Consider the following 24011-nt stretch of genomic DNA (forward strand, 5'->3'; position numbering starts at 1 on the left):
TGATGTGGATCAAATAGACCTTTGTTTGGGGCTCGGCAAGAACGCCAAGCGACCGGTTTCAGCAATTTGCGCCTGATTTGTCGCCAATCGGAAGCGAACAAACAATATAGACTATCTTGAAAGTCCTTCTTTGCTTGGTCTGGTCCATGCCGACCGCCACTGCTAGGCTCTGCGACAAAACACCTCGACATGCTGGAGAAATTGATGTCGCTTGATAACGTATTGGCCCAGATCGACAATGATCTGGACACCGCCACCAACCGCCTGATGGAACTGCTGCGGATCCAGTCGATCTCGACCGATCCAGCCTATAAGGCAGACTGTGACAAAGCCGCCGACTGGCTGGTGGCAGACCTGAAATCCATTGGCGTTGATGCTGCCAAGCGCCCCACCCCAGGCCATCCGATGGTTGTTGGTCATGTCGGCGATAAGGACAGTGATGTACCACACGTACTGTTTTACGGTCATTATGACGTGCAACCCGTTGATCCGCTTGACCTGTGGGACAACCCTCCGTTTGAACCGCAGCTGGAAGAAACTCCAAATGGCACTGTAATCCGAGGTCGCGGATCGTCGGATGACAAGGGCCAGCTGATGACTTTTGTCGAAGCCTGTCGTGCCTGGAAAGCGGTGCATGGCTCCCTGCCCTGCCGCATCACCTTCTTCTTTGAAGGCGAGGAAGAGTCCGGTTCCCCGTCGCTGATTCCTTTCATGGAAGAGCACGCCGAGGAGCTGAAGGCCGACATTGCGCTGATCTGTGACACTTCCATGGTGTCTCGCGGCGTGCCGTCGATTGCCTCGCAACTGCGTGGCATGTTGAAAGATGAGTTCACCATCATCGGCCCGCGTATCGATCTGCACTCGGGCCACTATGGCGGCCCTGGCCTAAACCCGCTGCGTGAGATTTCACGAATCATCGACAGTTTTTACGATCAAGAGACCGGTCGCGTTGCTGTTGAAGGATTCTATGAGGGCGTTCACGAGGTGCCAGCCGACCAGCTGCGCCAGTGGGAAAACTGTGGGTTTGACGAATCCGAGTATCTGAACTCGGTTGGCTACACGCAGGCGCATGGCGAAAAGGCCTATTCCACGCTGGAACAACAATGGGCGCGACCAACACTGGAAGTGAACGGGTTGTGGGGTGGATATAACGGCGCGGGTTCCAAGACTGTGCTGCCATCGGAGGCGCACTGCAAAATCACCTGCCGTCTGGTGGGCGATATGGATCCGGATGCGCTGCGCGAAAAGATTCGCGCGCATGTAAACAGCCAGCTTTCGCCCGATGCCAAAGTTGTTTGGGATCAGGATCTGGAGGGATCACCCGCCTCTGTGATGAATATCTCTCGTCCTGAGTTCGAAGCCGCCCGCGGTGCGCTGTCGGATGAATGGAACCGCGAGGCGGTGTTCTGCGGTATGGGTGGATCGATTCCAATTGCCGGTTTCTTTAAGTCCGTTCTGGATATGGATGCGATGCTGGTTGGCTATGCCAATGATGACGATGCGATCCACTCACCTAATGAAAAATACGACCTGAAGAGCTTCCACAAAGGTATCCGCTCATGGGCGCGTATTCTGGACGCACTGACCAACCAATAAAGTCTACCTAGTTTCGGGCAGCGCTCGCCAGCAAGCGGGTGCTGCCTTTTCTCTTAAGACTATGTCTATGTTTTAAAATGAACTGAGCTAGTGACCCTGCAGGTAGGGAGAAATTTTACTCTTGAGTAATTCAACAAGCTCCGCATCTCCGCGCTCATACTCATCAGGTATATGCAGTGTTATGATTTTGCTATCCCCTGGGCGTTTCTTGAATTTCTTTCGAATTCGATCGCGGTGATGGCTTTCCATTGCAAAAATTAGGTGAGCGTTCGCAACCAGATCCTTGGTCAATGGTCGTGGCGCATCAGAACTTGTGCCTGCAGAAACAGCTTCAATACCCGGCCAATCGCCAAAGACATCCTCGGCAGTTGGGCTTCTAAGTTCATCGGCGGTGCAAACAAATAGTACTTTCATTCGATGATCATAGCTCCGGCCCTAATGATGTAAATATTGGGCAGGGACAGAATACTCTTTATCAATTCTGCCTCTAACATCGGCTAGACCTCTCGGACAACTGGACGCGGACGGGCGTTTTCATCAAGCGCGACAAAGGTGAATACCCCTTCGGTCACTGGATTGCTTTCCTCCTGATGGCGCGCGCGGCTCCAGACGCGCACCTTGATTCGCATGGAAGTACGGCCAATTTTCAAAAGGTCGGCATAGAAAGACACTTCGTCCCCTACTGTAACCGGCTGATGAAACTGGATCTGATCAACGGATACTGTCGATGCCCGCCCCTTGGACACTCGCGCGGCAATGGTGCCTGCTGCAAGGTCCATCTGGCTCATCAACCAACCGCCAAAGATATCACCTGCAGGGTTGGTATCCGTTGGCATCGCAATCACGCGGATGGTGGGCTGGGTGTCGGGGGGCTGAACCTTTTTGCTCATCTCGACCTCCTGATCTGTCTGTTCTACATACGGTTTTCAGGTATGGCGTTCGGCAAGAAGTCAACAAATCTAAGGGCAGTTTTCAGTCGACTTGCAATGTGTTGCGCGACGGAGCACCCTGCAAGCATGGAAAAACAAACACTAACAAGCGGCCCGTTGCTGGCTGAAATCGTCGCACATGAAACCAGGGTCTGGGAGGCCCTTGTAGCAGGCGACCCTGAGGCAGATGGGCAAATGCTAACCGAAGACTTCCTTGGCGTTTATCCGTCAGGCTACTGCGCCAAGGCTGGACACTGTGAGCAGCTGGAAAACGGGCCAAGCATGGTGTCGTACGACCTGTGCCAGACGCAGTTGCGGATCATTTCACCCGATGCTGTGTTGCTGAGCTATCGCGCCCAGTATCGTGCGGTTGAGGGTGACAAAGACGAAGTCATGTATATCTCGTCGCTCTGGGAACGGGATGCTGAGGGCTGGTTGAACAGTTTCAGTCAGGACACACCAGCGGCGTGATACAAGTCGACCATGGGCTCCCGCCCGGCCCATGCCCCTTGATAAGGGTTGGTCCAGTTGGGCATGGCAGCACGCCTGTGGCGTGCTGTGGTCCCTATTCGGTGCAAATCGAAAACACGCGCGCCAACGATAGAAAAAACCAATCATGGCATCTGGTATTTCAGATAAAAGGGGTAAGTGGCGCGGTTGACGGGGCTCGAACCCGCGACCTCCGGCGTGACAGGCCGGCACTCTAACCAGCTGAGCTACAACCGCGCAGTGACCTTGCGGTCGCTCCCCTCCGGGGCGGTCCTGATATCCTCAGGAAGGATGAGAAAGAAGTGGCGCGGTTGACGGGGCTCGAACCCGCGACCTCCGGCGTGACAGGCCGGCACTCTAACCAGCTGAGCTACAACCGCGCATTTTCTTCTCACCGGACCTTGCAATCCAGTCCCCTCCGGGGCGGACCTTGATTTCCCCAAGGTGGGTAAGGCAGCGTGGCGCGGTTGACGGGGCTCGAACCCGCGACCTCCGGCGTGACAGGCCGGCACTCTAACCAGCTGAGCTACAACCGCTTGCTGCCCATCCAGCATCGCTGCTGAATGTTGGGCTGTAATATTCCTAGGTCTCGGGCATCGTCAAGCGGTGTTTGGGCTTTTTCTCTCCTTTCGGGAAAAAAAATTCCCGCAAGCAGGCAAGTCTCTGAAAATACGTCAGAAGATCCGAGACACCTAATAGCTAGTACTGGGTTCATTTCAAGACACGGCCCTTAAAGACCAGCCTGAACATTCTTCTGAGCTGAAAGACCGTGACCATCTGACAAAGCAATAGAGAATTACCCGGGTCAGGCCACTTCGGCTCAGCAACCAGCTCTCGAGCAAGCGACACAAACAACTGGTGCTCTCTTCATATAGAGGCCTCTCCTCTAAGACCTCGTCTCCCCTTGCTTAGTCCGATTGGCTTACTGGCGATCAAATCAATTTAGAGAAAATTCTAGCTATGCTGTTTTTCTGAATTAGCACTCCATTAGCACCTATTGGGCCAATGTCCGCTTGCATCTCGGACCGGGGTGGCGCGAACGCTTCCGGCCGAACGCAGCAGTCAGAAACGACATGATGAAGAGGTCCATCAGGACCAACAATGCCCATTAGGGCCGCAATAAGCTGGGTAAAATCCTGGCAGAAAAAGGAAGAAACATAATGACCAGCATTCTGACCAACAATGGCGCAATGGTTGCTCTGCAGACTCTGCAATCTGTGAACAACAACTTGACCGATGCTCAGAACGAGATCTCAACTGGTAAACGTGTGGGTGAGGCAAGCGATAACGCTGCTGTTTGGGCTATCTCCAAGACCATGGAATCCGATATCGCTGGCTTCAACGCCATCTCGGAAAGCCTGCATGTAGGCGAAGCAACCGTTGCCGTGGCTTCGGCTGGTGCTGAGCAGATCGTGGAAAAGCTGACTGAAATCAAAGAGCTGATCGTTTCTGCACAGTCGGAAAACGTTGACCACACTAAGATCCAGAACGATATCACCAAGAAAAGTGAACAGGTTGCCAACATCATCGCCGCGGCCCAGTTCAATGGTGCCAACCTGCTGGCCTCTGATATTGACGGCAACACAACAACCACACTTGGTGTTCTGGCCTCGCTGGATCGCGTTGGTGCAACTGGTACGCCAACACCAACTGAAATCAGCATTGCTACCGTTGATTTTGAAGCCAATATCGACCTGGCAGCCAACCTGACAGCGATCACAGACAGCGCAACCGCAGCTACGGCCATGGGTGAAATTGATGCCTTCTTGGTTCTGGCCATTGATGGTGCTGCCCAGCTGGGCGCCGATACCGCCCGCCTGAAAGATCAGGGTGATTTTGTCTCCAAGCTGACCGACTCGATGAAAATGGGTGTCAGCTCGATGACCGATACCAACATGGAAGAAGCTTCGGCCCGACTAAAAGCTCTGCAGACACAGCAGCAGCTGGCAGTTCAGTCGCTGTCGATCGCCAATGGTGCTCCAGAATCGATCATGCAGCTGTTCCGTTAAACGGCATGAGCCGGGGCACCCTAATGCCCCGGCATCCCATCTCAGAGAATCTGTAGATTATTGACGTAAGGAATTCACGTGAACGCACTCAGACATGCGAAGCAGGCCTATTCGGCGGCCAAAGCCCCGACCCGCACCTTTAAAAACCTTGAATACGACGCTGTAGCACGCATCACTCACAAATTGATTGCAGCTGCCAACAAGGGTCCAGACGGGTTTGGTGCATTGGCGGCGGCTCTCACCGACAATCGCAAACTGTGGACCATCTTTATGGCCGACATTGCCAGCCCAAAAAACCAACTGCCGCAAGAGCTGAAAGAACATTTGGCTTATCTGACCGAGTTCACAATGCAATATTCCAGCAAGGTCCTGGCTCGCGAAGCCGATGTCAGACCGTTGGTGGAAATCAACACGGCCATTATGCGTGGCCTACGCAGCGGAGCACCATGAAATGAGCGGATTGGTCCTAAAATTAGCCCCTAAAGAACGCGTCCTCGTGAACGGCGCGGTGATTGAAAACGGTGACCGGCGCAGCCGATTGTCGATAGTCACCCCGGATGCCAACATCCTGCGCTTGCGCGATGCCATCCACCCTGAAGAAGCCACCACACCGGTGCGCCGGGTCTGTTACGCAGCCCAGTTGATCTTGTCGGGTGACATTGACGCCCAGGAAGACCGGCTGCCAATGCTGCGCCGCATCGAAGACCTGAGCCAGGTGTTCACCGACCCGGACAGCCGGGCATCACTGGCTGAAGCAACCGAAGCAGTCATTCAGAACAACCACTACAAGTGTCTGAAAGCATTGCGCACCCTACTTCCACGTGAGGACCGCCTGATCGCGGTGAACCCTAACTGAAAATTCAGCCGGCAGTTCCATCCTAAGGAATTGCCGGTTGTCTCCGCCCTGGCTCTGATCACGGCACAAAAGCCGCTATGCCGCATACACTGCGGGTTATTGCGGCTTATTTAGAAGTGGGAATGGTGGGTCGTGAGAGGCTCGAACTCCCGACATCTTCGGTGTAAACGAAGCGCTCTACCAACTGAGCTAACGACCCGTTGAGCCGGGATTTAGACAATGCGCCCGGCAGGCGCAAGAGCTCAATTGAAGTTTTTTGAACTTATTTTGGTTCCTAGCGCAACACCGTCTCTGTGCCGTCTTCAAGCAAATAGATACAGCCCTGTTCATTTCCCAGTACTGCCATCTGAGATCGGTCTAGCCCCTGCACCACGCCCCGCATGACCTGCCCCAACAAACCATGGGCCACCTCCACTGTTGGCGCGACAAGTGTGGACATGAAATCGACGATACGACCTTTGAACCGGTCAAAACCCTCTCCTCCGGGTGCTGCGCAGAACAGATCCAAGTTTTGGGGGTTGTTGGTGAAGATCTCTGGGTAGAGTTCAGCCACATCTGCTCTGGTTAAACCCTGAAGGTCCCCGGCATGAGCCTCGGCCAGTCGCGCGTCGGTGTCAAACGGTGCCCCTCTAAAGCGATGTCTGCGGTCTGCTGCGCACGCCCCAGCGGAGACACAAAACAAGGCGGCTGCTGTGTCAGGATAGGCTTCATCAGTTCAGCCTGTCGGCGCGCCTGCTGGATCCCCAAAGGGCTCAGCCGCGATTTCAGTTGCCCTTGAATGCGCTGCTCGGCGTTCCATTCCGTCTGTCCATGGCGCAACAGCCAAATCTTGGGATATGAACGCGGCATATTGGTTCCTTCGCGCATGGCTGGTTGACGCAAATGCCACCCTGCCCTTGTGAAACATGGAAGTCCACACAGTCATCCCTAGTCCACAAACAGGCACGGCTAGGCTGTATGCCTGGTCACACGTGCGCATAACATTAAAGAACCGCAAACCGATTACCGCAGTTTTTAGTGATCTAATTTTCTGGCAAAATCAACGACCTGAAAGCGGTGAGCAGCAGAGACTATGGTAAATGGGCGTCCCGCAATCAGCGCGACCACATTTCCGCCACTTTTACGACCCCTTCCTGCCCGGATATCAAACTAGAAAATTAACAGCGGCCAGAACGGCGCGAGAAAATCTAAATATCTCAAACCGTTAAGTGATCAACACCTTGGCCCGACTTAAAAAATACACCCAACTCTCGGCCGCTGCCGTGATGCTTACTTCAGGCACGGTCCTGCAAGGGAATGCGGCACCTCGCCTTGATGTTGAGTGTGAAGGGAAGCAGCAAGCAGCACTCTGCTCTGCGTTGGAACAGGCACTAAGCACAGAGTTTCCCAATCACAGGCCGTACACATCATCCGGCTCAAGTGATCAGGCAGATCTGACAGTCGGTTACGTGGAAAAACACCAGGCCTCTGACTGGGTGTCCGGACATCTGATCTGGAAGCTGGCCGACGGTCGCGCCGGAGACGGCCCCGTCATCGAATATTCGGTCATGGACCGACAACTGAACGCGGACGACATGACACCATTTGCCCAGCAACTGGTTCGGTCGACCGAGTTCCCTAATCAATAAACGAACGAGGTAAGCAGCATGTGCGATCTTTGCGGAAACCCAGAACACCATCTTGCTTGGGGTAATGCCAGCAGCGGCAGCACCACCTCGACAACGTCCTCCTCCAAGCCCTCCTACACCGTGGATCAGGTCGCCAACTATCTGACACAAGGGTACTGGAATGACACCGGTCGTCAGCAGCGCTCGTTTGATGTAGAGCCCGGCGGACAAATCACGGTGAACCTAACTGGCCTTGATGCCTATGGCCAGACAACAGCGCGTCAGGCTCTGGACAGCTGGACTGCAATCACCGGTATCGAGTTTGTAGAAAGCGGCTCAGCCCAGATCACTTTCGACGATAACAATTCAGGTGCCTATGCCAGCTCATCCGTTAGCGGCACCACCGTTATCAGTTCACACATCAATGTTGCGACGTCCTGGTCGAGCTATGGTGACTACTACCTGCAGACGTACATTCATGAAATCGGCCATGCGCTGGGTCTGGGCCACACCGGCAACTACAACGGTAGCGCCAGCTATGGCGCAGATGCGAACTTTGCCAACGACAGCTGGCAGATGTCGGTCATGTCGTACTTCAGCCAGACCGAAAACACCTCGACCGATGCCTCGTATTCTTTCTTGGCCACTGCGCAGCTGGCTGACATAGCCGCCGTGTATCAGCTGTATGGCACCCCAACCAACGTTCAAACCGGCAATACCGTATATGGCGATGGCGAGACGACCGGCCAATTTGGTATGGATCTGACCGGAACCTGGGCTGTCGCCATTGTGGACAGTGACGGCATCGACCTGATCAATCTGGGTTCGCGCAGTTACAACCAATATCTCAGCCTTGTTGAGGAAACCTATTCCAACTTGAACGGCCGCATTGGCAACTTCTCAATCGGCCGCGCTACAACAATCGAAAATGCCATCACCGGCACGGGCAATGACACGATCATTGGCAATGACGCTGACAACCGTCTTGAGAGTGGCGCAGGCGACGACCAGATCGATGCGGGCAACGGCAACGACATCCTGATTGGCGGCGCCGGTGCAGATCAATTGACGGGTGGCACAGGCGGAGACCGCTTTGTCTATACTGCCCTGGGCGATGCTGGAGATACCATCACCGACTTTGATCTGGCTGCAGGAGACCGCGTAGACATCACACAGCTGCTGCTGGCGATCGGCTATGCTGGCAGCGCACCGGTCACAGATGGGATTGTCTCTCTTGTTGCCGGAACAGGTGGTTCGTGGCTTGTCATTGATGATGGCAGCACCACCACTCAGCTGGCGTTCCTGACTGGCGTGGCAGACACCGCAGATGTGGCAGCGATCATCAACAGCGGCGACACACCGCCACCTCCGCCTCCGCCCGAGCCGGTTTCGATAGACACCACCTATACCTATGACAATGATTTTGTTCGCTTCTGGACCACAACTCTTGGCTTACTCAGTGACGCCGACGGTGGCATCGACACTATCGACCTGAGTGGCGTCACATACAATCTGAACGTAAACCTAGAAGCTGGTATGCAAAGCCGAATTGGCTCCAAGAAACTAACCATTGAGGCTGGAACCGAGATTGAAAACCTCATTCTGGGCGCAGGCCGCGACCAGGCCTATGGCAACGGCCTGGATAACCACATCCAAGGCAACGGTGGTGCAGATCGTCTGTACGGCTTGGATGGCGCAGATACATTGGACGGCGGCGATGGAGCTGACCGGTTGTATGGCGGCGACGGTGATGATGTTCTCAATGGTGGTGCCGGAGACGATGCACTCTACGGCGGCGCTGGAATTAACGTTCTGAACGGTGGAGAGGGTAGAAACCGTCTGACCAGCCTTGGCGGTGATGACACGCTTACAGCAGGCAGCGGCAGCGATCGTATCGACGCTGGTGAAGGCAACAACAACGTTGACGCTGGTGATGGGCAAAATGTGATCAAAACCGGCAGCGGCAATGACACCATCACGTCGGGTACTGGCGGCGACAGGATCACCACAGTCGATGGACACAACCTCATCAACGCAGGCGGTGGGCGAAACAACATCAAAAGTGGCGCAGGCAACGATACCATTGTGACTGGTGACAGCGACGACAGAATCGCCGCTGGGGGTGGCAACAATCTCATTACCGCCGGCCACGGACGCAACGCGATCAAAACCGGCAGTGGAAATGACACTGTCACGACGGGGAGCGATGCCGACCGTATTGACACCACAGGTGGCAACAACCTGATCACTGCTGGTGACGGGCGAAACTCGGTTAAGACAGGTGCCGGAGATGACACCATTACAACTGGTCTCAGTGATGACAAAATTGATGCCGGAGGTGGCACCAATACCATCATCGCAGGTGATGGCCGCAACATGATCAAAGCTGCCGAGGGCGATGACACTGTCACAGCCGGTTCCGGAGACGACAGAATTTATGTTGGCGAAGGTAATAACAACGTCGCAGCTGGAGGTGGCCGGAACACGATTAAGACCGGCAGTGGCAACGATACCATTACGTCCGGGAACAGCGATGATCGGATCTACGTCGGCAACGGCAACAATATCATCACCGCTGGCGATGGTAACAATATGATCAAAACCGGTAATGGCCATGACATCATCACTGCTGGTTCTGGCAATGACAGGATCTTAGCCGGCGACGGACACAATGACATCACCGCCGGTGACGGTAAGAACATGATCAAAACCGGCCATGGCGACGATATCATCACCTCTGGTTCAGGCGATGACAGGATTGATGCCGGAAACGGCACAAACCACATCACCGTCAGCGGCGGGCGCAACATGATCAAGACCGGCACGGGGAATGATACGGTGTTGTCGGGGGTCGGCGATGATCGGATCGACACCAAAGAGGGTGATGACTTTGTCGCAGGTGGCGATGGCCGCAACGCGATCAAAACGGGCGCAGGCAATGACACCATCACCTCGGGCAATGGTGCCGACAGAATTGACGGCGGCATAGGAAACGACAGCATTGATGGTGGTGATGGCGCCAACCAGATCAAAGGTGGGCATGGCAACGACTGGATCCAATCCGGAGCTGGAGTCGATAGCATTTACGGTGGTGACGGAGACGACACCATTTCAGCTGGCGATAGCAACGATGTAATTTATTCTGGCAAGGATAATGATGTTATCAACGCAGGTGCTGGCGATGATCGGGTCTTGGCCGATACAGGCAATGACACCATCGATGGTGGTGCAGGCGACGACCTGCTCGACGGGGGCACTGGCAACGATGTGCTGATTGGTGGTGATGGCGCTGACATTCTTAAAGGTGGAACGGGGTCCGACGTATTTGTCTTTAACTCTTTGAGCGAAATCGGCGACACAATCAAAGACTTCTCGCTTACTCAGCTCGACAAGCTTGATATATCTGGCCTGCTGCTGGAACTGGGTACCGACCTGAATACCGCCCTAAGCAACGGCCATCTGGACCTGAACGGTACGAGAGCCGCGTCTTGGCTGGAATATGATGCCGACGGCGTTGGCGGTGCGGATGCAATACAGATTGCTTATATCCTGCGCGCCAATTCAGAAACCGATGTAACACTTGATTGGTTTGCATAGGAAATGCGCTGCATTTAATAACGCTTATAACGGGCAGCGGTTGCTACAGCAGCGGTTGCCCGTTTGCAGAAAGCGGGATGTGACGGACAGTTGCATTAGGCTGGCTTGGAATTACCCCTGATACCGAGGCTATCCCAGTTCTGTGCCTAGCCAGCTTCCAGACCATTGAAGCGTGGCATAACATCGGAAGGGATGGTGGGTCGTGAGAGGCTCGAACTCCCGACATCTTCGGTGTAAACGAAGCGCTCTACCAACTGAGCTAACGACCCGTGAGGCCGGGTATTACCCTCAGCCTTTGTCCTCTGCAAGGGGGTCTGCATCAGTTTTTTCGTCTTCTGCAGATTTTTCCACGGTGGCTGAACTCTGGCGCAACTTACAGACGATGACCCGACCATTGCTACGCTCTTCGCTGCGGTTGATACGCAGTTTTCCCAACGGCTGCAGATTCAGCTCACGCCCTGCGCCAATGGTTTCCCCCAGCACCGCCAACATGGCCTCGACCACTGGTTTGGCGTCTTTCTTCTTGATGCCAGACCGTTCGACCACCTTATCGATCAGTTCTTTTTTCTTCATGGCAGGATCGGTCACAACAGGAGATGCCGCTACAACCACTGGCTCAGGTGATTTGGGGGCAATGGCTGGCTTTGGTGTCGCCTTGGGTGCTGCCGCAGGTGTCACCTTGGTTCGTGAAGAACTGGTTGTCTTAGTTGCGGTTGTTTTGCCTGTGCCGGTTCGCTTTTTGGTGCTCGTAGCCATGGTTTACCCCGTGGTTAGTGTGTCTAGACAAAGGCTATTCCTGAATAGCCGCGGTTACTAGCTCCACGTTAAAAACGGCCCCAAATGGCCCCTGTTAGCATTCATTAACGCGACATTGTTGCCCAAAATGCGCACTTTTCAGCCTATTACTCAAACGACTTGGAATTCGTGGAACAGCCAATTGGTCAGCACCACATATCAAATTCAACCCAGCGGCAGCGTGTTGCGGCGCAGCATTGTTCTCAGCGTAAAACTGGACCGGGTCGACCTGATGCCCGGCACACGCATCAACTGATGCTCCAGAAAATCATCAAAGGCCGTTAGATCCTGTGCAACAACCCGCAGCAGAATATCGCGACTGCCGGTCATAAGATAGCACTCCATCACTTCGTCAAACTGTCGGACAGCATTCTCGAAATTGCTGATCGCGTCGCCAACCTGCCGTTCCAGTTCGACGGTAAGGAATATCGTCACCGGCAGGCCCACCTTGGCCTGGTCAACCCGTGCAGAATAGCCGGTGATCACGCCCGCCTCTTCCAGCATCGCAACACGTCGGGCACATGGGGTTGGGGAAAGCCCCACTTTGTCTGACAGATCAGCCATTTTTTGCCGGGCATTGAGCTGCAGTTCAGTAACAATCTTTTTGTCGATGGCATCCATAGTAATTCTCTAATTTTTGCTGCCCTTTTAGGGAAAAGCTTCAAACTTAGCAAATCTACCCGCTAGATTTGGCGAAATTCGGCTCTCAACCTAGCTTATCAGAGGGGCAACGGAGGAGCGAAGCGAATGAAAATCACACCAGTGCCATCCAGCGGCCACGAGGAAATGTATTGCGTAGATGACACCGCAACTGGCCTGCATGGCTATATCGCGGTTCACTCGACGCAATTGGGCCCAGCAGCAGGCGGTTTGCGTATGCGCCCCTATGACAGCGCTGACGAGGCCCTGACCGATGTAATGCGGCTCAGCGAAGGCATGACTTACAAAAACGCGGCAGCCGGGTTGCCGCTGGGTGGTGGCAAGGCCGTCATCATAGGTGATCCTGCACAAGACAAAACACCCGAGTTGCTGCAGGCCTTTGGCCGCGCAATCAACTCGCTGGAAGGCCGCTATTACACAGCCGAAGACATGGGAATGAGCCCCAAGGACATGGCCTGTTTGGCCGAGGTGACACCCTATGTAGCAGGCCTGCCCGAAGGCAAACATGCCAGTGGTGACCCTTCTCCTGTCACTGCGCGTGGTATCTTCAACGCAATCCGCACAGCACAGAAACATCACAGCGGCAGAGCGGACCTCACTGGACTGACCGTTGCCGTACAGGGGCTGGGCAATGTCGGTTGGCACCTGTGTGCATTTCTGACCGAGGCTGGGGCCTCCTTGATCGTCACCGACACCGATGAGACACGCACCGCCAAAGCCAAGACCGAATTTGGCGCCCAAGCGGTTGCTCCGGGAGAAATATATGCCGCTGAGGCCGATATTTTTGCGCCCTGCGCTATTGGGGGCATTCTCAACGCGACAACTATTCCGCAGCTGAAGGTCGCAATTGTGGCCGGTGGGGCCAATAACCAGCTTGGCAGCTCAGCAGACGGACACGCCCTGCACCAGCGCGGGATACTTTATGCGCCTGATTTTGTGGCCAACGGTGGTGGCATCATCAATGTCGCAACCGAAATCCTCAAGATTTCCGACAGCGATGGATTTGTGCAGGACAAGCTAGTCGCGCTGGATCAAACCATGCAAGCGATCCTAGGCCAGGCTAAGGCCGAGAACACCTGCCCTGATGCGGTGGCAGTTGCCACGGTGCAGGCCAAAATGGCGCGACCCGCAGCGTAACCACAAACAAAAAGGGCGGCCTGATCGGGCCGCCCTTGTCATATTCTCAAGAGGTTGGTTTAGTGGGCCGTAGCCCCTGCCCCTCCTTCGGACTGTTTCAGAGCAGCCTTGGCAGCTGCAGCCTCTTCGGCCTCTTCATCCCATTCGATAGATTCCGGAGTAGCGGTAAGGGCCAGCTTCAGAACTTCGGACACGTGGGACACCGGGATAATCTCCAGTCCCTCTTTCACGTTGTCCGGGATCTCGGGCAGGTCCTTCTCGTTCTCTTTGGGGATCAGCACCGTCTTGATGCCACCACGCAGCGCGGCCAGCAGCTTCTCTTTGAGACCGCCAATCGCCAAAGCGTTGCCACGCAGGGTGACCTCGCCGGTCATGGCAATATCCTTGCGCACTGGAATCTGGGTCAGCACCGATACAATCGACGTCACCATGGCCAGACCAGCTGAAGGACCATCCTTGGGCGTTGCCCCTTCAGGCACGTGCACGTGGATATCCAAGCGATCAAAGCGCGGTGGTTTAACTCCGATCTGCGGTGAAATTGAGCGGACATAAGACGCGGCGGCCTCAATCGACTCTTTCATCACGTCGCCCAGCTTGCCGGTAGTCTTCATCCGACCCTTACCTGGCAGGCGCAGGGCTTCGATCGACAGCAGCTCACCGCCAACGCTGGTATAGGCCAACCCGGTCACCACACCGACCTGATCTTCTTTCTCGGCCAGACCATAGCGGAACTTTTCGACACCTAGGAAGTCATCCAAATTGTCAGCTGTGACAGACACACTGTCAGCTTCTTTCTTGATGATCTTGGTCAACGATTTCCGCGCCACCTTGGCGATCTCACGCTCCAGATTCCGCACACCAGCTTCGCGGGTGTAAGTGCGGATGATCTCGGTCAGCGCTTCGTCTGTCAGTTCAAACTCCTTGGCTTTCAGACCGTGGTTTTTGACCTGCTTGGAAATCAAGTGCTGCTTGGCAATCTCGCGCTTTTCGTCCTCGGTATAGCCAGACAGCGGAATGATCTCCATCCGGTCCAGCAATGGCCCAGGCATGTTGTAGCTGTTCGAGGTGGTTAGGAACATCACGTTCGAGAGGTCGTACTCGACCTCCATATAGTGATCGATAAAGGTTGAATTCTGTTCAGGATCAAGCACTTCCAGCATGGCCGAGGCAGGGTCACCACGGAAGTCCTGGCCCATCTTGTCGATCTCGTCGAGCAGGATCAGCGGATTGGTGGTTTTGGCCTTTTTCAACGCCTGAATGATCTTACCGGGCATCGAACCGATGTAGGTCCGACGGTGGCCGCGAATTTCGCTTTCATCTCGCACGCCGCCCAATGAGATACGGATGAACTCACGCCCAGTGGCCCGCGCAACCGATTTACCCAGGCTGGTCTTACCCACGCCAGGAGGGCCAACAAGACACAGAATTGGCCCCTTCAGCTTAGTCGACCGCTGTTGCACCGCAAGGTATTCAACAATGCGCTCTTTGACTTTTACCAAGCCATAGTGATCGTCATCCAGAATTTCCTGCGCCTTGCCCAGATCCTTTTTGACGCGGGACTTGGTGCCCCATGGGATCGACAACATCCAGTCGAGGTAATTGCGCACTACCGTGGCCTCGGCCGACATGGGCGACATGTTCTTGAGCTTCTTCAGCTCACCCTCAACCTTTTCAAGAGCCTCTTTGCTCAGCTTGGTGTCTTTGATCTTAGCTTCCAGCTCGGCCAGTTCGCCTTCACCCTCTTCACCGTCGCCCAGTTCCTTCTGAATGGCCTTCATCTGCTCATTCAGGTAGTACTCGCGCTGGGTCTTCTCCATCTGGGTTTTGACACGGGTCTTGATCTTTTTCTCAACCTGCAGAACCGACATTTCGCCCTGCATCAGGCCATAGACTTTCTCCAGACGTTCCGAGACTGAGAGCGTTTCCAGCAGATCCTGCTTCTGCTCAACCTCGATGCCCAGATGACCGGCAACCAGATCACCCAGTTTTGCAGGTTCAGCAGATTCACCAATGGCCGACAGGGCCTCTTCGGGGATGTTCTTGCGGACTTTGGCATAGCGCTCAAACTCATCACCAACCGTGCGCAACAGCGCCTCGGTGGTAGTGACGTCGCCGGGGATCTCGGTCAGGTATTCAGCACGGGCTTCAAAGAAGTCTTCGTTTTCCAGGTATTCAGTAATGCTGACCCGCGCATGGCCTTCGACCAGCACTTTGACGGTACCATCGGGCAGCTTCAGCAACTGCAGCACATTGGCCAACACGCCAACAGAATAGATACCTTCGGCTTCCGGATCATCCTCGGCCGGGTCAATCTGACTGCTCAGCAAAATTTGTTTGTCATCGGCCATCACCTCTTCCAAGGCACGCACCGATTTTTCCCGACCCACGAACAGCGGTACGATCATGTGGGGGAATACCACGATGTCTCGCAACGGCAGTACGGGATAGGACGAATTAAGGGGCTCTTGCATAGTCGGTCCTTACTTTTGGCAAGACGATCCGGTCCCGAAATGCGGCAACCTTGGATCGTCTCCTCTTTGGATCTGTTAATTTGGGGCAGCACTGACAGGGTTTCAACCCGCTGGCTGTCAAGTTGCCGCTCAGTTTGCCCTTAGAGCCGCATGATCACAAGGCAACAAATGCAGTCAGGGTGATCAAAAATCTAATAAATGAACGCCGCTGCCGTTGCGCCAGTCGAACGGCACAATTTTTTCCCGGCAAGGGCGCAACTTTGTTACACGTACGAGTTAATCGGCTCAGAGCGGCTCAATGTCACCTTGAGCGCGGCCGGCGTGGAAGTCTGCCTGCCAGGCTTCAAATGTCCCTGCGGCGATCGCACCGCGCATGCCATCCATGATATCCTGGAAGTACTGCAAGTTGTGCCAGGTCAGCAGCATGCCACTGATCATTTCATTGCTGCGGAAAACATGGCTTAGATAGGCACGCGAGTAGTTCCGGCAAGCCGGGCAAGTACAGTTCTCGTCCAAGGGGCGTGGATCATCGATGTGGCGCGCGTTCTTGATGTTGACCACACCCTGGCGAGTGTACACCTGCCCGGTACGGCCAGAACGTGATGGCAGCACACAATCCATCATGTCGATACCACGAGCCACTGCCCCAACGATATCATCCGGTTTGCCTACGCCCATCAGGTAGCGCGGCTTGTCCTTGGGCAGCATATCCGGTGCATAGTCCAGCACGCCAAACATCGCCTCTTGCCCCTCGCCCACGGCCAGACCACCAACAGCATAACCATCAAATCCGATTTCGCGCAGCTTCTCGGCACTTTCGGCGCGCAAATCCGCGGTGACCCCGCCCTGCTGGATCCCAAACAGAGCATGACCGGGACGATCACCAAAGGCTTCACGCGAGCGTGCAGCCCATCGCATCGACAGGCGCATGCTTTCAGCGACCCGCTCATCGGTTGCAGGCAAGGCCGGGCATTCATCAAAACACATGACGATATCACTGCTCAATAGCTTTTGGATCTCCATCGACCGTTCCGGCGTGATCTCGTGCTTGGAGCCATCCACATGGCTTTTGAAGGTCACGCCTTTCTCGGTGAGTTTGCGCAGCGCGGCGAGTGACATCACCTGAAACCCGCCCGAGTCGGTCAGAATGGGGCGCTCCCAGTTCATGAACTTGTGCAGACCACCCAAACGGTCAATCCGCTCGGCTGTAGGGCGCAGCATCAGATGATAGGTATTGCCCAACAAAATATCGGCACCCGTTGAACGCACACTTTCGGGCATCATCGCCTTGACCGTAGCCGCCGTGCCTACCGGCATAAAGGCAGGCGTGCGGATATCCCCACGCGGGGTCGAGATCACCCCAGTACGGGCCTTGCCATCGGTGGCGTGCAGATCAAAAGTGACTTTCGGCGACATCGGTATATCCTCATCCTACGTGCGGGGCGGCGCGACTTGGCGCATTTGCCTGATCTGGCCGGATTTAGCAAGATGCATCGCGTCTTGCCTCAGCCCAGTTCAGGCCCCATACATAGCTTGAAATAAGGGGACGAGCCCCCATATGTATACCATAGTACACTAACTTTTGAGGCCAAATATGTCCGAAGAACAAATTATCGGGTTAATCTCCCAGAACGTCATTTACCTGCTTGGCGCGATTTTCTTGGTCGTCGTCATCCTAAAGGGCATCCGCATTGTGCCCCAATCCGAAAAATACGTCGTTGAACGCTTTGGTCGCCTGCATGCGGTGCTTGGGCCTGGCATCAATTTTGTTATTCCATTTCTGGACGCGGTTGCGCACAAGATTTCCATTCTTGAACGCCAGCTGCCTTCCGCCAGCCAGGATGCGATCACAAAAGATAACGTTTTGGTACAGGTCGAAACCTCGGTGTTCTATCGCATTACCGAACCTGAAAAGACCGTGTACCGTATCCGCGACGTTGACGCGGCCATTGCTACAACCGTTGCAGGTATCGTACGTGCCGAAATCGGCAAAATGGATCTGGACGAAGTTCAGGCCAACCGTGATCAACTGATCCGCACCATCAAGACTTCTGTCGAGGATGCTGTCGATGACTGGGGTATCGAAGTAACCCGGACCGAGATTCTCGATGTGAACCTTGATCAGGCCACCCGCGATGCGATGTTGCAGCAGTTGAATGCCGAACGCGCGCGTCGTGCGCAGGTGACCGAGGCCGAAGGCTCTCGTCGTGCGGTCGAACTGTCCGCCGATGCCGAATTGTATGCTGCTGAACAGATTGCCAAGGCCCGCCGCATTCAAGCCGACGCCGAGGCCTATGCCACCGAAGTTGTGGCCAAAGCCATCAAAGACAACGGTATCGAAGCCGCGCAATACCAAGTGGCCCTGAAACAGGTCGAAGCGCTGTCTGTCCTTGGCAACGGCGAAGGCAAACAGACGATCATCGTACCGGCAGATGCGGTTCAGGCCTTTGGGAATGCCTTTAAGATGCTGACAGGAGGCAAGTAATGGGCGACCCTATCTGGTCAACGTGGTGGGTCTGGGCAGCAGCATCTCTGGTGCTTGCCATCATTGAGGTGCTGGCCCCCGGCTTTGTCTTTTTGGGCTTTGCCATTGGTTCCGCCGCAGTTGCACTGATCTTGCTCAACACCGGAGTAACTTTTGGCCTGCCGATGCTACTGCTAATTTTTGCAGCGTTATCTCTGGTTGCCTGGCTGATCCTGCGTCGTGTGTTTGCCCGCCCACAGGGGCAGGTGAAGACCTTTGACCACGATATCAACGACTAAACACCAACCGTACTGTGACCGGCCATAGCGTCTGTCAGATAGGGTCGAGACCGCGGTCTCGACCCTTCTATTTATTTAGGCTGATTGCAGGGCCGCAATAATAGGCGAGAAGTCCGCCGCCTTGAGGCTGGCACCGCCCACCAGAGCCCCGTCCACGTCGCCTACAGCAAAGATCTCACCGGCGTTGGTCGGCTTAACAGAGCCGCCATACAGAAGTCGCATGCTATTGCCGACCTGGTCGCCAAACCGGTTTACGAGTTGGGCGCGCAAAAAGGCATGAACCTCACCGATCTGCTCCAATGTTGGGACTTTGCCAGTGCCGATGGCCCAGATGGGTTCATAGGCAATCACCAAAGTCTCGCCAGTGCATCCCTCAGGAACCGAGCCTTGCAGCTGCGCGCCGATCACATCCAGCGTCTCTCCCGCTTCGCGCTGCTCCAGGCTTTCGCCTAGGCAAACAATTGCAATCAACCCAGCCGAAATAGCGGCCTCGGCCTTGGCACACACCAAGGCATCCTTTTCACCGTGATCCATTCGGCGCTCGGAATGACCTAAAATGACCGATGTCGCCCCCGCGTCTTTGAGCATGTCAGCGCTGGTGTCGCCGGTATGAGCCCCCGAAACAGCCGCATGACAATCCTGCCCTCCAACTGATACAGCGCTATCACCCGCAATCTGTGCAGCGCGGTCGACCAAGGACGCCGGAGGGCAAATCAGGATATCCACTGCGGCCGCCGCATTGGCCTCGGCCAGCGCTTTCAGCTCGGCCAATGCCGCGCTGGTGCCATTCATTTTCCAATTGCCCGCTGCCAATTTCCGCCGCATCTGCTGCCTCCTGGTTCATTTTGCAGAAGTCGTAACATTGCCAAGGCACCGAGACAATTGCCTCAAATGCCGGAACACAATTACAAAAGGCGCAAAAACAATAAAGGCGGGCAACGCCCGCCTATCTACCACTGCACATGATGCGAGATCAAACGCCGGGCATTTCCTTGAAACTGATCGATTCTCCACAGCCACAGGCATCCGAGACATTGGGATTGTTGAACTTGAACCCCGCCTCAAGCAGCGACACTTCGTAATCGATCTCAGTGCCAAACAGGAACATCTGCGCCATCGGTGCAATCATCACCCGAGCGCCATCCTGCTCGACCACTTCGTCATTAGGATCGGGTTCGTTGACATACTCCATGGTGTATTCCATGCCAGCACAGCCGCCCTTTTTCACACCAATTCGCAGACCAGCATGACCGGCCTGCTGCATCAGCTTAGAAATTTGCGCGGCCGCCTTAGGTGTTACTGTGACGGCTTGCTTACCGGGAATGCCAAACATTGATGTCTCCTTGTGCCCTTTAACTTAAGGACGCTTACCGAGCGGCTCAACCCCGCCCAGTCAAAGCCTAGAGAAAAAAGATGAACTTCAGGTACAGGTTTGGCCGTCGGAGTTAAGCCAACGGCCTCAAGCAACTACATAAAGCCCAGTTCCAGACGTGCCTCGTCTGACATCATCTCCATGCCCCAGGGAGGCTCGAATGTCATATCGATATCGACGCTCTTCACCCCTGCAACCGGTCCAATCGCATCTGCGATCCAGCCCGGCATTTCGCCAGCAACCGGGCAACCCGGCGCTGTCAGGGTCATGATGATCTTCACATCATTCTCTTCGTTGATGTTGATGGTATAGATCAGCCCCAACTCGTAGATATTGACCGGAATTTCCGGATCAAAAACCGTACGGCAAGCTTCTACCACCGGTTCATACAACGGGTGGCCTACAGTGGATGGCGCAATCAGTGGAGCACCTTCAAGCGGTTCAGACGCATTGGTCATCAGGTCATAGCCTCAAGTGTTTACTTGAGCGATTATATAGGGATTTTAAAATGGGCCGTCCAGTGGTCGAAATAGCAATCCTGTTTTTCACCCACATGACCATTTGCTCACTTTTCAAGAGCGTCTTTTACGATCAATTTTCTGGTCCCGCCCCCTGCCCCGACCTACATTAGATGTGACTTCAGCCAGACATGGAGCCATATGGATAGGACCTAACAATCGCCGCAGGCTGCGCCGTGATGGTGATGATAAACAGGCTTATGGCATCGCTCCGTTTTTTTGCATTCGGGAGGCTAAGCTATTCCACAACTCCACAAGTTCGGGCACCACCTGATCCTCGTTCTCACCTGCGGAGCGGCACTGCTTCCAAATATATCTGGGGCACAGGAAGACTGGAATTTTGTATTTGCCCCCTATGTTCTTGCCCCATCCATAGATGGAACCACAAAAATCGGCCGCGTTGGCGGTGACGTCTCTATTGATCCGGGCGACATCTGGGACAATATCGAAGGCGGAGGAATGCTTCGATTCGAGGGCCAGCATGACTCGGGCTACGGTTTTACCTTTGACTATTCCTTTATGAAGTTAGGCAACGGTGCCACCAGCCCGATTGGCGATATCACTGCGGACTACAAACAATCCGTTTTCGAGGCCACGGCAACCTATCGTATCGAAAATTACAATAGCCAGCTGGATATCTACGCCGGCGTGCGGCACTGGGATATTGACGCTGAAGTCAACGTTCTGACCGGCCCAGCTACAGGTCAACTGAACCGTGGGGCGAACTGGACCGACCCCATTGTGGGGCTCCGCTGGCAACAGCGCGTTGCGCCAAAATGGCGGGTGTTGTTGCAAGGCGATGTTGGTGGGTTTGATGTCGGATCCGATTTTACCTGGAACGCAATAGGTGGCCTTGCCTACGATCGATGGGAAAACACGTCTTTGTTCATGATGTATCGCGCTTTGGGCGTCGACTATAAAGAAGGGACCGCTGGCACCGCTTCCTTCTTTGAATACGATACAGTGACCCAGGGGTTGCTCGCCGGTGTAGGGTTCAAGTTCTAGGTGCTCTTCTCTAGCGTCAAAACACGCAAAAAGGCGCCCACTGTTCGGAGCGCCTTTTATTTTTTTCGCCGTCAAAACCTACTTGGTTATGATTTCAGGCCCCATCACCGCGTTTGGCAAAACTGTCGACAGCCATGGTATGTAGGTGATCATGATCAGGAACACGAAGAGCACCGCTAGGAACGGCAGAGCTGCCCGGACCACGGCCATCATCGGCATGCCAGCCACGCCTGAGGTCACAAACAGGTTCAAACCAACCGGAGGCGTGATCATCCCAATCTCCATGTTCACCACCATGATGATGCCCAGGTGGATCGGATCAATGCCCAACTCGATTGCAATCGGGAACACCAGTGGCGCCACGATAACCAGCAATCCTGATGGCTCCATGAACTGACCACCGATCAGCAGGATCACGTTGACCACGATCAGGAACATCACCGGCCCAAAACCCGCCGACAGCATTGCACTGGCAATGGTTTGTGGCACCTGCTCGTCGGTCAGCACGTGCTTCAGGATCAACGCGTTAGCGATTACAAACAGCAGCGTCACGGTCAGTTTACCGGCCTCAAACAATGTGTGCTTGGTGTCCTTGTGGAAAAAGGCAGTCACCAGCGCCAGTGGCTTCTTCAGCAAGCTGTTCTTGGCCACACCTTCCCCGTTCGACAGTGGCCCCATGTCTTTGTAGACAAAGCTGGCGATAAAGAAGGCATAGACAGCCGCCACTGCAGCAGCCTCGGTCGGGGTAAAGATCCCGCCATAAATGCCGCCCAGGATGATGACGATCAGGAACAGGCCCCAACCAGCCTCACGTGCCGATGCAAAGATTTCGCCCCAGCCCTTCCATTCTCCTTTGGGCAGATTCTTGACCTTGGCCATTACATAGATGGTCACCATCAGCATGATGCCAGCCAGAAGGCCTGGAATGACCCCGGCCAAGAACATCCGGCCCACCGACACCTCTACCGCTGCAGCATAGACCACCATCACGATCGAGGGCGGGATCAAAATGCCCAGTGTCCCCGCGTTACAGATCACACCGGCAGCAAACTCTTTGGTGTATCCAACCTGGCGCATGCCCGCGATGACAATTGTCCCGATGGCCACCACGGTAGCGGGGGATGATCCGGACAGCGCGGCAAACAGCATACACGCAAACACACCCGCAATCGCCAGACCACCCGGCAGGTGACCGACACAAGCAATCGAGAACCGAATGATCCGCCGCGCAACACCGCCCGTGGTCATGAAAGAAGACGCCAGAATGAAGAACGGAATTGCCAGCAGGGTAAAGTGACCCTCAAAAGCCTCGAACAGGGTGCCAGCCACCGAGGCCAGCGAGCTGTCAGAATAGACCAGCAGGAACAGGGTGGAACTTAGGCCGAGGGACACCGCAATTGGTACCCCGATCAGCATCATGCCAATCACCAGGGAAAATAGTAGGACAACGTCCATCAGTCGCGCTCCTCATCTCGCTGAGCACGCATGGCTTCCAGCTCGTCTTCTACTTCATGACTGGCCACCAGCCGGTCCAATTCTCCACGCCAGATCTGCAGCGCAGCCTGACCAAACCGAAATACCAGCAATATCATCGACAGCGGCAGCACGATGTACGGCACCACTTTGGGCAGCTTCTCATAGGATTCGCCGTAGTTGATCAGCCCTTCGAGCCAACTCAACCAGACCACCATCGGCACGTCTTGTACCTCGTAAAAGCTCTGGCTGCGCGCCTTCATGTCGAACCCGGTGGGGAACCAACGGCCCGAGGTCGGTGGCAGATCGGCAAAGACCGCCCAATAGTCATAGGCGCCTTTCAGCAGCAGCAATGAGAACGCCAGACAGCATCCCACTGCAACCAGTGCCAGAATGCGCCGCGGTGCGGGTGCCAGCATGTTCAAAATGGCGTCCACGCCCAGATGCGCATGGGTTTTCACCGCATAAGATGCGCCCAGCAGCACCAGCCAGGCAAACAGGAACACGGTCAGTTCCAGTGCCCACAGAATGTTGGAATTAAAGGCAAAACGTGCCACCACATTGGCAAATGTGATGATGGTCATCAGGCCCAAAAGCCCGGCAATCACGTTTTCCTCGATTGAATTGATAAACCCGGTCGGACCGGTCCGTGCCCCCGACATAAAACCATCCCCATTTTTGGAAGTTGTTCGGTGCGGCAACCCGATCCGGGTGCCGTAGGTGTAGGGTGCGTG

22 protein-coding genes, 5 tRNA genes and 1 pseudogene are annotated in these 24011 nt (G+C 54.9%); 11 read left to right on the top strand and 17 right to left on the bottom strand.

The window, feature by feature from the left end; translation table 11 throughout:
- Positions 1 to 204: 204 nt before the first annotated feature.
- Positions 205 to 1596, top strand: coding sequence for a M20/M25/M40 family metallo-hydrolase (locus AC2T28_RS11300; RefSeq protein WP_486749516.1), 1392 nt, complete (start codon positions 205 to 207; stop codon positions 1594 to 1596).
- 87 nt (positions 1597 to 1683) lie between these two features.
- Here AC2T28_RS11300 and AC2T28_RS11305 read toward each other — a convergent pair whose 3' ends face one another.
- On the bottom strand, positions 1684 to 2010 hold the full coding sequence (locus AC2T28_RS11305; protein ID WP_486749101.1) for a low molecular weight protein tyrosine phosphatase family protein: 327 nt from the start codon (positions 2008 to 2010) through the stop codon (positions 1684 to 1686).
- Between the two features lie 83 nt (positions 2011 to 2093).
- Positions 2094 to 2486: an acyl-CoA thioesterase gene (locus AC2T28_RS11310; protein WP_486749102.1), complete on the bottom strand. Its 393-nt coding sequence runs from the start codon at positions 2484 to 2486 to the stop codon at positions 2094 to 2096.
- A 126-nt stretch (positions 2487 to 2612) separates the two neighbouring features.
- Here AC2T28_RS11310 and AC2T28_RS11315 point away from each other — a divergent pair, with 126 nt between their 5' ends.
- On the top strand, positions 2613 to 2996 hold the full coding sequence (locus tag AC2T28_RS11315) for a DUF4440 domain-containing protein (RefSeq protein WP_486749103.1): 384 nt from the start codon (positions 2613 to 2615) through the stop codon (positions 2994 to 2996).
- Positions 2997 to 3174: 178 nt separating this feature from the next.
- Here the strand turns inward: AC2T28_RS11315 and AC2T28_RS11320 are convergent.
- The 3 genes from AC2T28_RS11320 to AC2T28_RS11330 all read right to left on the bottom strand — a co-directional run bounded on the left by AC2T28_RS11320 (position 3175) and on the right by AC2T28_RS11330 (position 3550).
- Positions 3175 to 3251 (bottom strand) — tRNA-Asp (locus AC2T28_RS11320).
- 66 nt (positions 3252 to 3317) lie between these two features.
- Positions 3318 to 3394: transfer RNA gene (locus tag AC2T28_RS11325), tRNA-Asp, on the bottom strand.
- 79 nt (positions 3395 to 3473) lie between these two features.
- Positions 3474 to 3550, bottom strand: a tRNA-Asp gene (locus tag AC2T28_RS11330).
- A 624-nt stretch (positions 3551 to 4174) separates the two neighbouring features.
- On the opposite strand from AC2T28_RS11330, the gene AC2T28_RS11335 reads away from it, so the two are divergent.
- The 3 genes from AC2T28_RS11335 to flbT all read left to right on the top strand — a co-directional run bounded on the left by AC2T28_RS11335 (position 4175) and on the right by flbT (position 5879).
- Positions 4175 to 5023, top strand: a complete 849-nt coding sequence (locus AC2T28_RS11335) for a flagellin N-terminal helical domain-containing protein (protein ID WP_486749104.1) — start codon at positions 4175 to 4177, stop codon at positions 5021 to 5023.
- A gap of 78 nt (positions 5024 to 5101) precedes the next feature.
- On the top strand, positions 5102 to 5473 hold the full coding sequence (flaF, locus tag AC2T28_RS11340) for a flagellar biosynthesis regulator FlaF (protein WP_486749105.1): 372 nt from the start codon (positions 5102 to 5104) through the stop codon (positions 5471 to 5473).
- Between the two features lies 1 nt (position 5474).
- On the top strand, positions 5475 to 5879 hold the full coding sequence (gene flbT / locus AC2T28_RS11345) for a flagellar biosynthesis repressor FlbT (RefSeq protein ID WP_486749106.1): 405 nt from the start codon (positions 5475 to 5477) through the stop codon (positions 5877 to 5879).
- 123 nt (positions 5880 to 6002) lie between these two features.
- Here flbT and AC2T28_RS11350 read toward each other — a convergent pair.
- Together AC2T28_RS11350 and AC2T28_RS11355 are read right to left on the bottom strand one after the other, a co-directional pair.
- Positions 6003 to 6078 (bottom strand) — tRNA-Val (locus AC2T28_RS11350).
- Positions 6079 to 6153: 75 nt separating this feature from the next.
- Positions 6154 to 6746, bottom strand: a pseudogene (locus AC2T28_RS11355) (histidine phosphatase family protein).
- A gap of 398 nt (positions 6747 to 7144) precedes the next feature.
- Here AC2T28_RS11355 and AC2T28_RS11360 point away from each other — a divergent pair.
- Together AC2T28_RS11360 and AC2T28_RS11365 are read left to right on the top strand one after the other, a co-directional pair.
- Entirely contained in the window at positions 7145 to 7507 is a 363-nt protein-coding gene (locus tag AC2T28_RS11360; RefSeq protein WP_486749107.1) for a hypothetical protein, read from the top strand.
- A gap of 18 nt (positions 7508 to 7525) precedes the next feature.
- Positions 7526 to 11083, top strand: coding sequence for a M10 family metallopeptidase C-terminal domain-containing protein (locus tag AC2T28_RS11365; RefSeq protein ID WP_486749108.1), 3558 nt, complete (start codon positions 7526 to 7528; stop codon positions 11081 to 11083).
- Between the two features lie 193 nt (positions 11084 to 11276).
- Here AC2T28_RS11365 and AC2T28_RS11370 read toward each other — a convergent pair.
- From AC2T28_RS11370 to AC2T28_RS11380, 3 genes are all read right to left on the bottom strand, one after another.
- A tRNA-Val gene (locus AC2T28_RS11370) sits at positions 11277 to 11352 on the bottom strand.
- 19 nt (positions 11353 to 11371) lie between these two features.
- The gene (locus tag AC2T28_RS11375) at positions 11372 to 11839 is read right to left on the bottom strand and encodes an HU family DNA-binding protein (protein ID WP_486749109.1); all 468 of its coding nucleotides are present in this window, start codon (positions 11837 to 11839) and stop codon (positions 11372 to 11374) included.
- Between the two features lie 204 nt (positions 11840 to 12043).
- The gene (locus AC2T28_RS11380; protein WP_486749110.1) at positions 12044 to 12499 is read right to left on the bottom strand and encodes an Lrp/AsnC family transcriptional regulator; all 456 of its coding nucleotides are present in this window, start codon (positions 12497 to 12499) and stop codon (positions 12044 to 12046) included.
- Between the two features lie 126 nt (positions 12500 to 12625).
- Here AC2T28_RS11380 and AC2T28_RS11385 point away from each other — a divergent pair, with 126 nt between their 5' ends.
- The gene (locus tag AC2T28_RS11385; RefSeq protein ID WP_486749111.1) at positions 12626 to 13675 is read left to right on the top strand and encodes a Glu/Leu/Phe/Val family dehydrogenase; all 1050 of its coding nucleotides are present in this window, start codon (positions 12626 to 12628) and stop codon (positions 13673 to 13675) included.
- A 59-nt stretch (positions 13676 to 13734) separates the two neighbouring features.
- Here AC2T28_RS11385 and lon read toward each other — a convergent pair whose 3' ends face one another.
- Positions 13735 to 16146 (bottom strand): endopeptidase La, encoded by a 2412-nt coding sequence (gene lon / locus AC2T28_RS11390; RefSeq protein WP_486749112.1) that lies wholly within the window; start codon positions 16144 to 16146, stop codon positions 13735 to 13737.
- Between the two features lie 285 nt (positions 16147 to 16431).
- Positions 16432 to 17562 carry a tRNA guanosine(34) transglycosylase Tgt gene (gene tgt / locus AC2T28_RS11395; protein WP_486749113.1) on the bottom strand — a complete coding sequence of 377 codons (1131 nt, stop codon included), beginning with the start codon at positions 17560 to 17562 and terminating at the stop codon, positions 16432 to 16434.
- Positions 17563 to 17740: 178 nt separating this feature from the next.
- On the opposite strand from tgt, the gene AC2T28_RS11400 reads away from it, so the two are divergent.
- Complete coding sequence (locus tag AC2T28_RS11400; RefSeq protein ID WP_486749114.1) at positions 17741 to 18631, top strand: SPFH domain-containing protein; 891 nt, start codon at positions 17741 to 17743, stop codon at positions 18629 to 18631.
- Positions 18631 to 18909 (top strand): NfeD family protein, encoded by a 279-nt coding sequence (locus AC2T28_RS11405; RefSeq protein WP_486749115.1) that lies wholly within the window; start codon positions 18631 to 18633, stop codon positions 18907 to 18909. Before AC2T28_RS11400 ends, AC2T28_RS11405 begins: the two co-directional genes overlap by 1 nt.
- A gap of 75 nt (positions 18910 to 18984) precedes the next feature.
- On the opposite strand, the gene tpiA is transcribed toward AC2T28_RS11405, so the two are convergent.
- The 3 genes from tpiA to AC2T28_RS11420 form a co-directional block, all read right to left on the bottom strand.
- Entirely contained in the window at positions 18985 to 19734 is a 750-nt protein-coding gene (gene tpiA / locus AC2T28_RS11410; RefSeq protein ID WP_486749116.1) for a triose-phosphate isomerase, read from the bottom strand.
- Between the two features lie 148 nt (positions 19735 to 19882).
- On the bottom strand, positions 19883 to 20242 hold the full coding sequence (locus AC2T28_RS11415; RefSeq protein ID WP_486749117.1) for a HesB/IscA family protein: 360 nt from the start codon (positions 20240 to 20242) through the stop codon (positions 19883 to 19885).
- 134 nt (positions 20243 to 20376) lie between these two features.
- On the bottom strand, positions 20377 to 20739 hold the full coding sequence (locus tag AC2T28_RS11420; protein ID WP_486749118.1) for an SUF system Fe-S cluster assembly protein: 363 nt from the start codon (positions 20737 to 20739) through the stop codon (positions 20377 to 20379).
- Positions 20740 to 21258: 519 nt separating this feature from the next.
- Here AC2T28_RS11420 and AC2T28_RS11425 point away from each other — a divergent pair.
- The gene (locus AC2T28_RS11425) at positions 21259 to 21804 is read left to right on the top strand and encodes a hypothetical protein (protein WP_486749119.1); all 546 of its coding nucleotides are present in this window, start codon (positions 21259 to 21261) and stop codon (positions 21802 to 21804) included.
- 78 nt (positions 21805 to 21882) lie between these two features.
- Here AC2T28_RS11425 and AC2T28_RS11430 read toward each other — a convergent pair whose 3' ends face one another.
- Entirely contained in the window at positions 21883 to 23259 is a 1377-nt protein-coding gene (locus AC2T28_RS11430; protein WP_486749120.1) for a TRAP transporter large permease, read from the bottom strand.
- Positions 23259 to 23939: a TRAP transporter small permease gene (locus AC2T28_RS11435; RefSeq protein ID WP_486749517.1), complete on the bottom strand. Its 681-nt coding sequence runs from the start codon at positions 23937 to 23939 to the stop codon at positions 23259 to 23261. Before AC2T28_RS11435 ends, AC2T28_RS11430 begins: the two co-directional genes overlap by 1 nt.
- Between the last annotated feature and the right edge of the window lie 72 nt (positions 23940 to 24011).

The organism is Parasedimentitalea nitratireducens (assembly GCF_057444295.1).

Coding starts and splice junctions, on each gene's coding strand:
- flbT (WP_486749106.1), top strand. CDS start 5,475: ATGAGCGGATTGGTCCTAAAATTAGCCCCTAAAGAACGCGTCCTCGTG.
- AC2T28_RS11425 (WP_486749119.1), top strand. CDS start 21,259: ATGCTTCGATTCGAGGGCCAGCATGACTCGGGCTACGGTTTTACCTTT.
- AC2T28_RS11315 (WP_486749103.1), top strand. CDS start 2,613: ATGGAAAAACAAACACTAACAAGCGGCCCGTTGCTGGCTGAAATCGTC.
- AC2T28_RS11375 (WP_486749109.1), bottom strand. CDS start 11,839: ATGGCTACGAGCACCAAAAAGCGAACCGGCACAGGCAAAACAACCGCA.
- AC2T28_RS11415 (WP_486749117.1), bottom strand. CDS start 20,242: ATGTTTGGCATTCCCGGTAAGCAAGCCGTCACAGTAACACCTAAGGCG.
- AC2T28_RS11405 (WP_486749115.1), top strand. CDS start 18,631: ATGGGCGACCCTATCTGGTCAACGTGGTGGGTCTGGGCAGCAGCATCT.
- AC2T28_RS11380 (WP_486749110.1), bottom strand. CDS start 12,499: ATGGATGCCATCGACAAAAAGATTGTTACTGAACTGCAGCTCAATGCC.
- AC2T28_RS11365 (WP_486749108.1), top strand. CDS start 7,526: ATGTGCGATCTTTGCGGAAACCCAGAACACCATCTTGCTTGGGGTAAT.
- tgt (WP_486749113.1), bottom strand. CDS start 17,562: ATGTCGCCGAAAGTCACTTTTGATCTGCACGCCACCGATGGCAAGGCC.
- AC2T28_RS11400 (WP_486749114.1), top strand. CDS start 17,741: ATGTCCGAAGAACAAATTATCGGGTTAATCTCCCAGAACGTCATTTAC.
- AC2T28_RS11360 (WP_486749107.1), top strand. CDS start 7,145: ATGCTTACTTCAGGCACGGTCCTGCAAGGGAATGCGGCACCTCGCCTT.
- AC2T28_RS11305 (WP_486749101.1), bottom strand. CDS start 2,010: ATGAAAGTACTATTTGTTTGCACCGCCGATGAACTTAGAAGCCCAACT.
- lon (WP_486749112.1), bottom strand. CDS start 16,146: ATGCAAGAGCCCCTTAATTCGTCCTATCCCGTACTGCCGTTGCGAGAC.
- tpiA (WP_486749116.1), bottom strand. CDS start 19,734: ATGCGGCGGAAATTGGCAGCGGGCAATTGGAAAATGAATGGCACCAGC.
- AC2T28_RS11335 (WP_486749104.1), top strand. CDS start 4,175: ATGACCAGCATTCTGACCAACAATGGCGCAATGGTTGCTCTGCAGACT.
- AC2T28_RS11310 (WP_486749102.1), bottom strand. CDS start 2,486: ATGAGCAAAAAGGTTCAGCCCCCCGACACCCAGCCCACCATCCGCGTG.
- AC2T28_RS11420 (WP_486749118.1), bottom strand. CDS start 20,739: ATGACCAATGCGTCTGAACCGCTTGAAGGTGCTCCACTGATTGCGCCA.
- AC2T28_RS11435 (WP_486749517.1), bottom strand. CDS start 23,939: ATGTCGGGGGCACGGACCGGTCCGACCGGGTTTATCAATTCAATCGAG.
- AC2T28_RS11385 (WP_486749111.1), top strand. CDS start 12,626: ATGAAAATCACACCAGTGCCATCCAGCGGCCACGAGGAAATGTATTGC.
- AC2T28_RS11430 (WP_486749120.1), bottom strand. CDS start 23,259: ATGGACGTTGTCCTACTATTTTCCCTGGTGATTGGCATGATGCTGATC.
- AC2T28_RS11300 (WP_486749516.1), top strand. CDS start 205: ATGTCGCTTGATAACGTATTGGCCCAGATCGACAATGATCTGGACACC.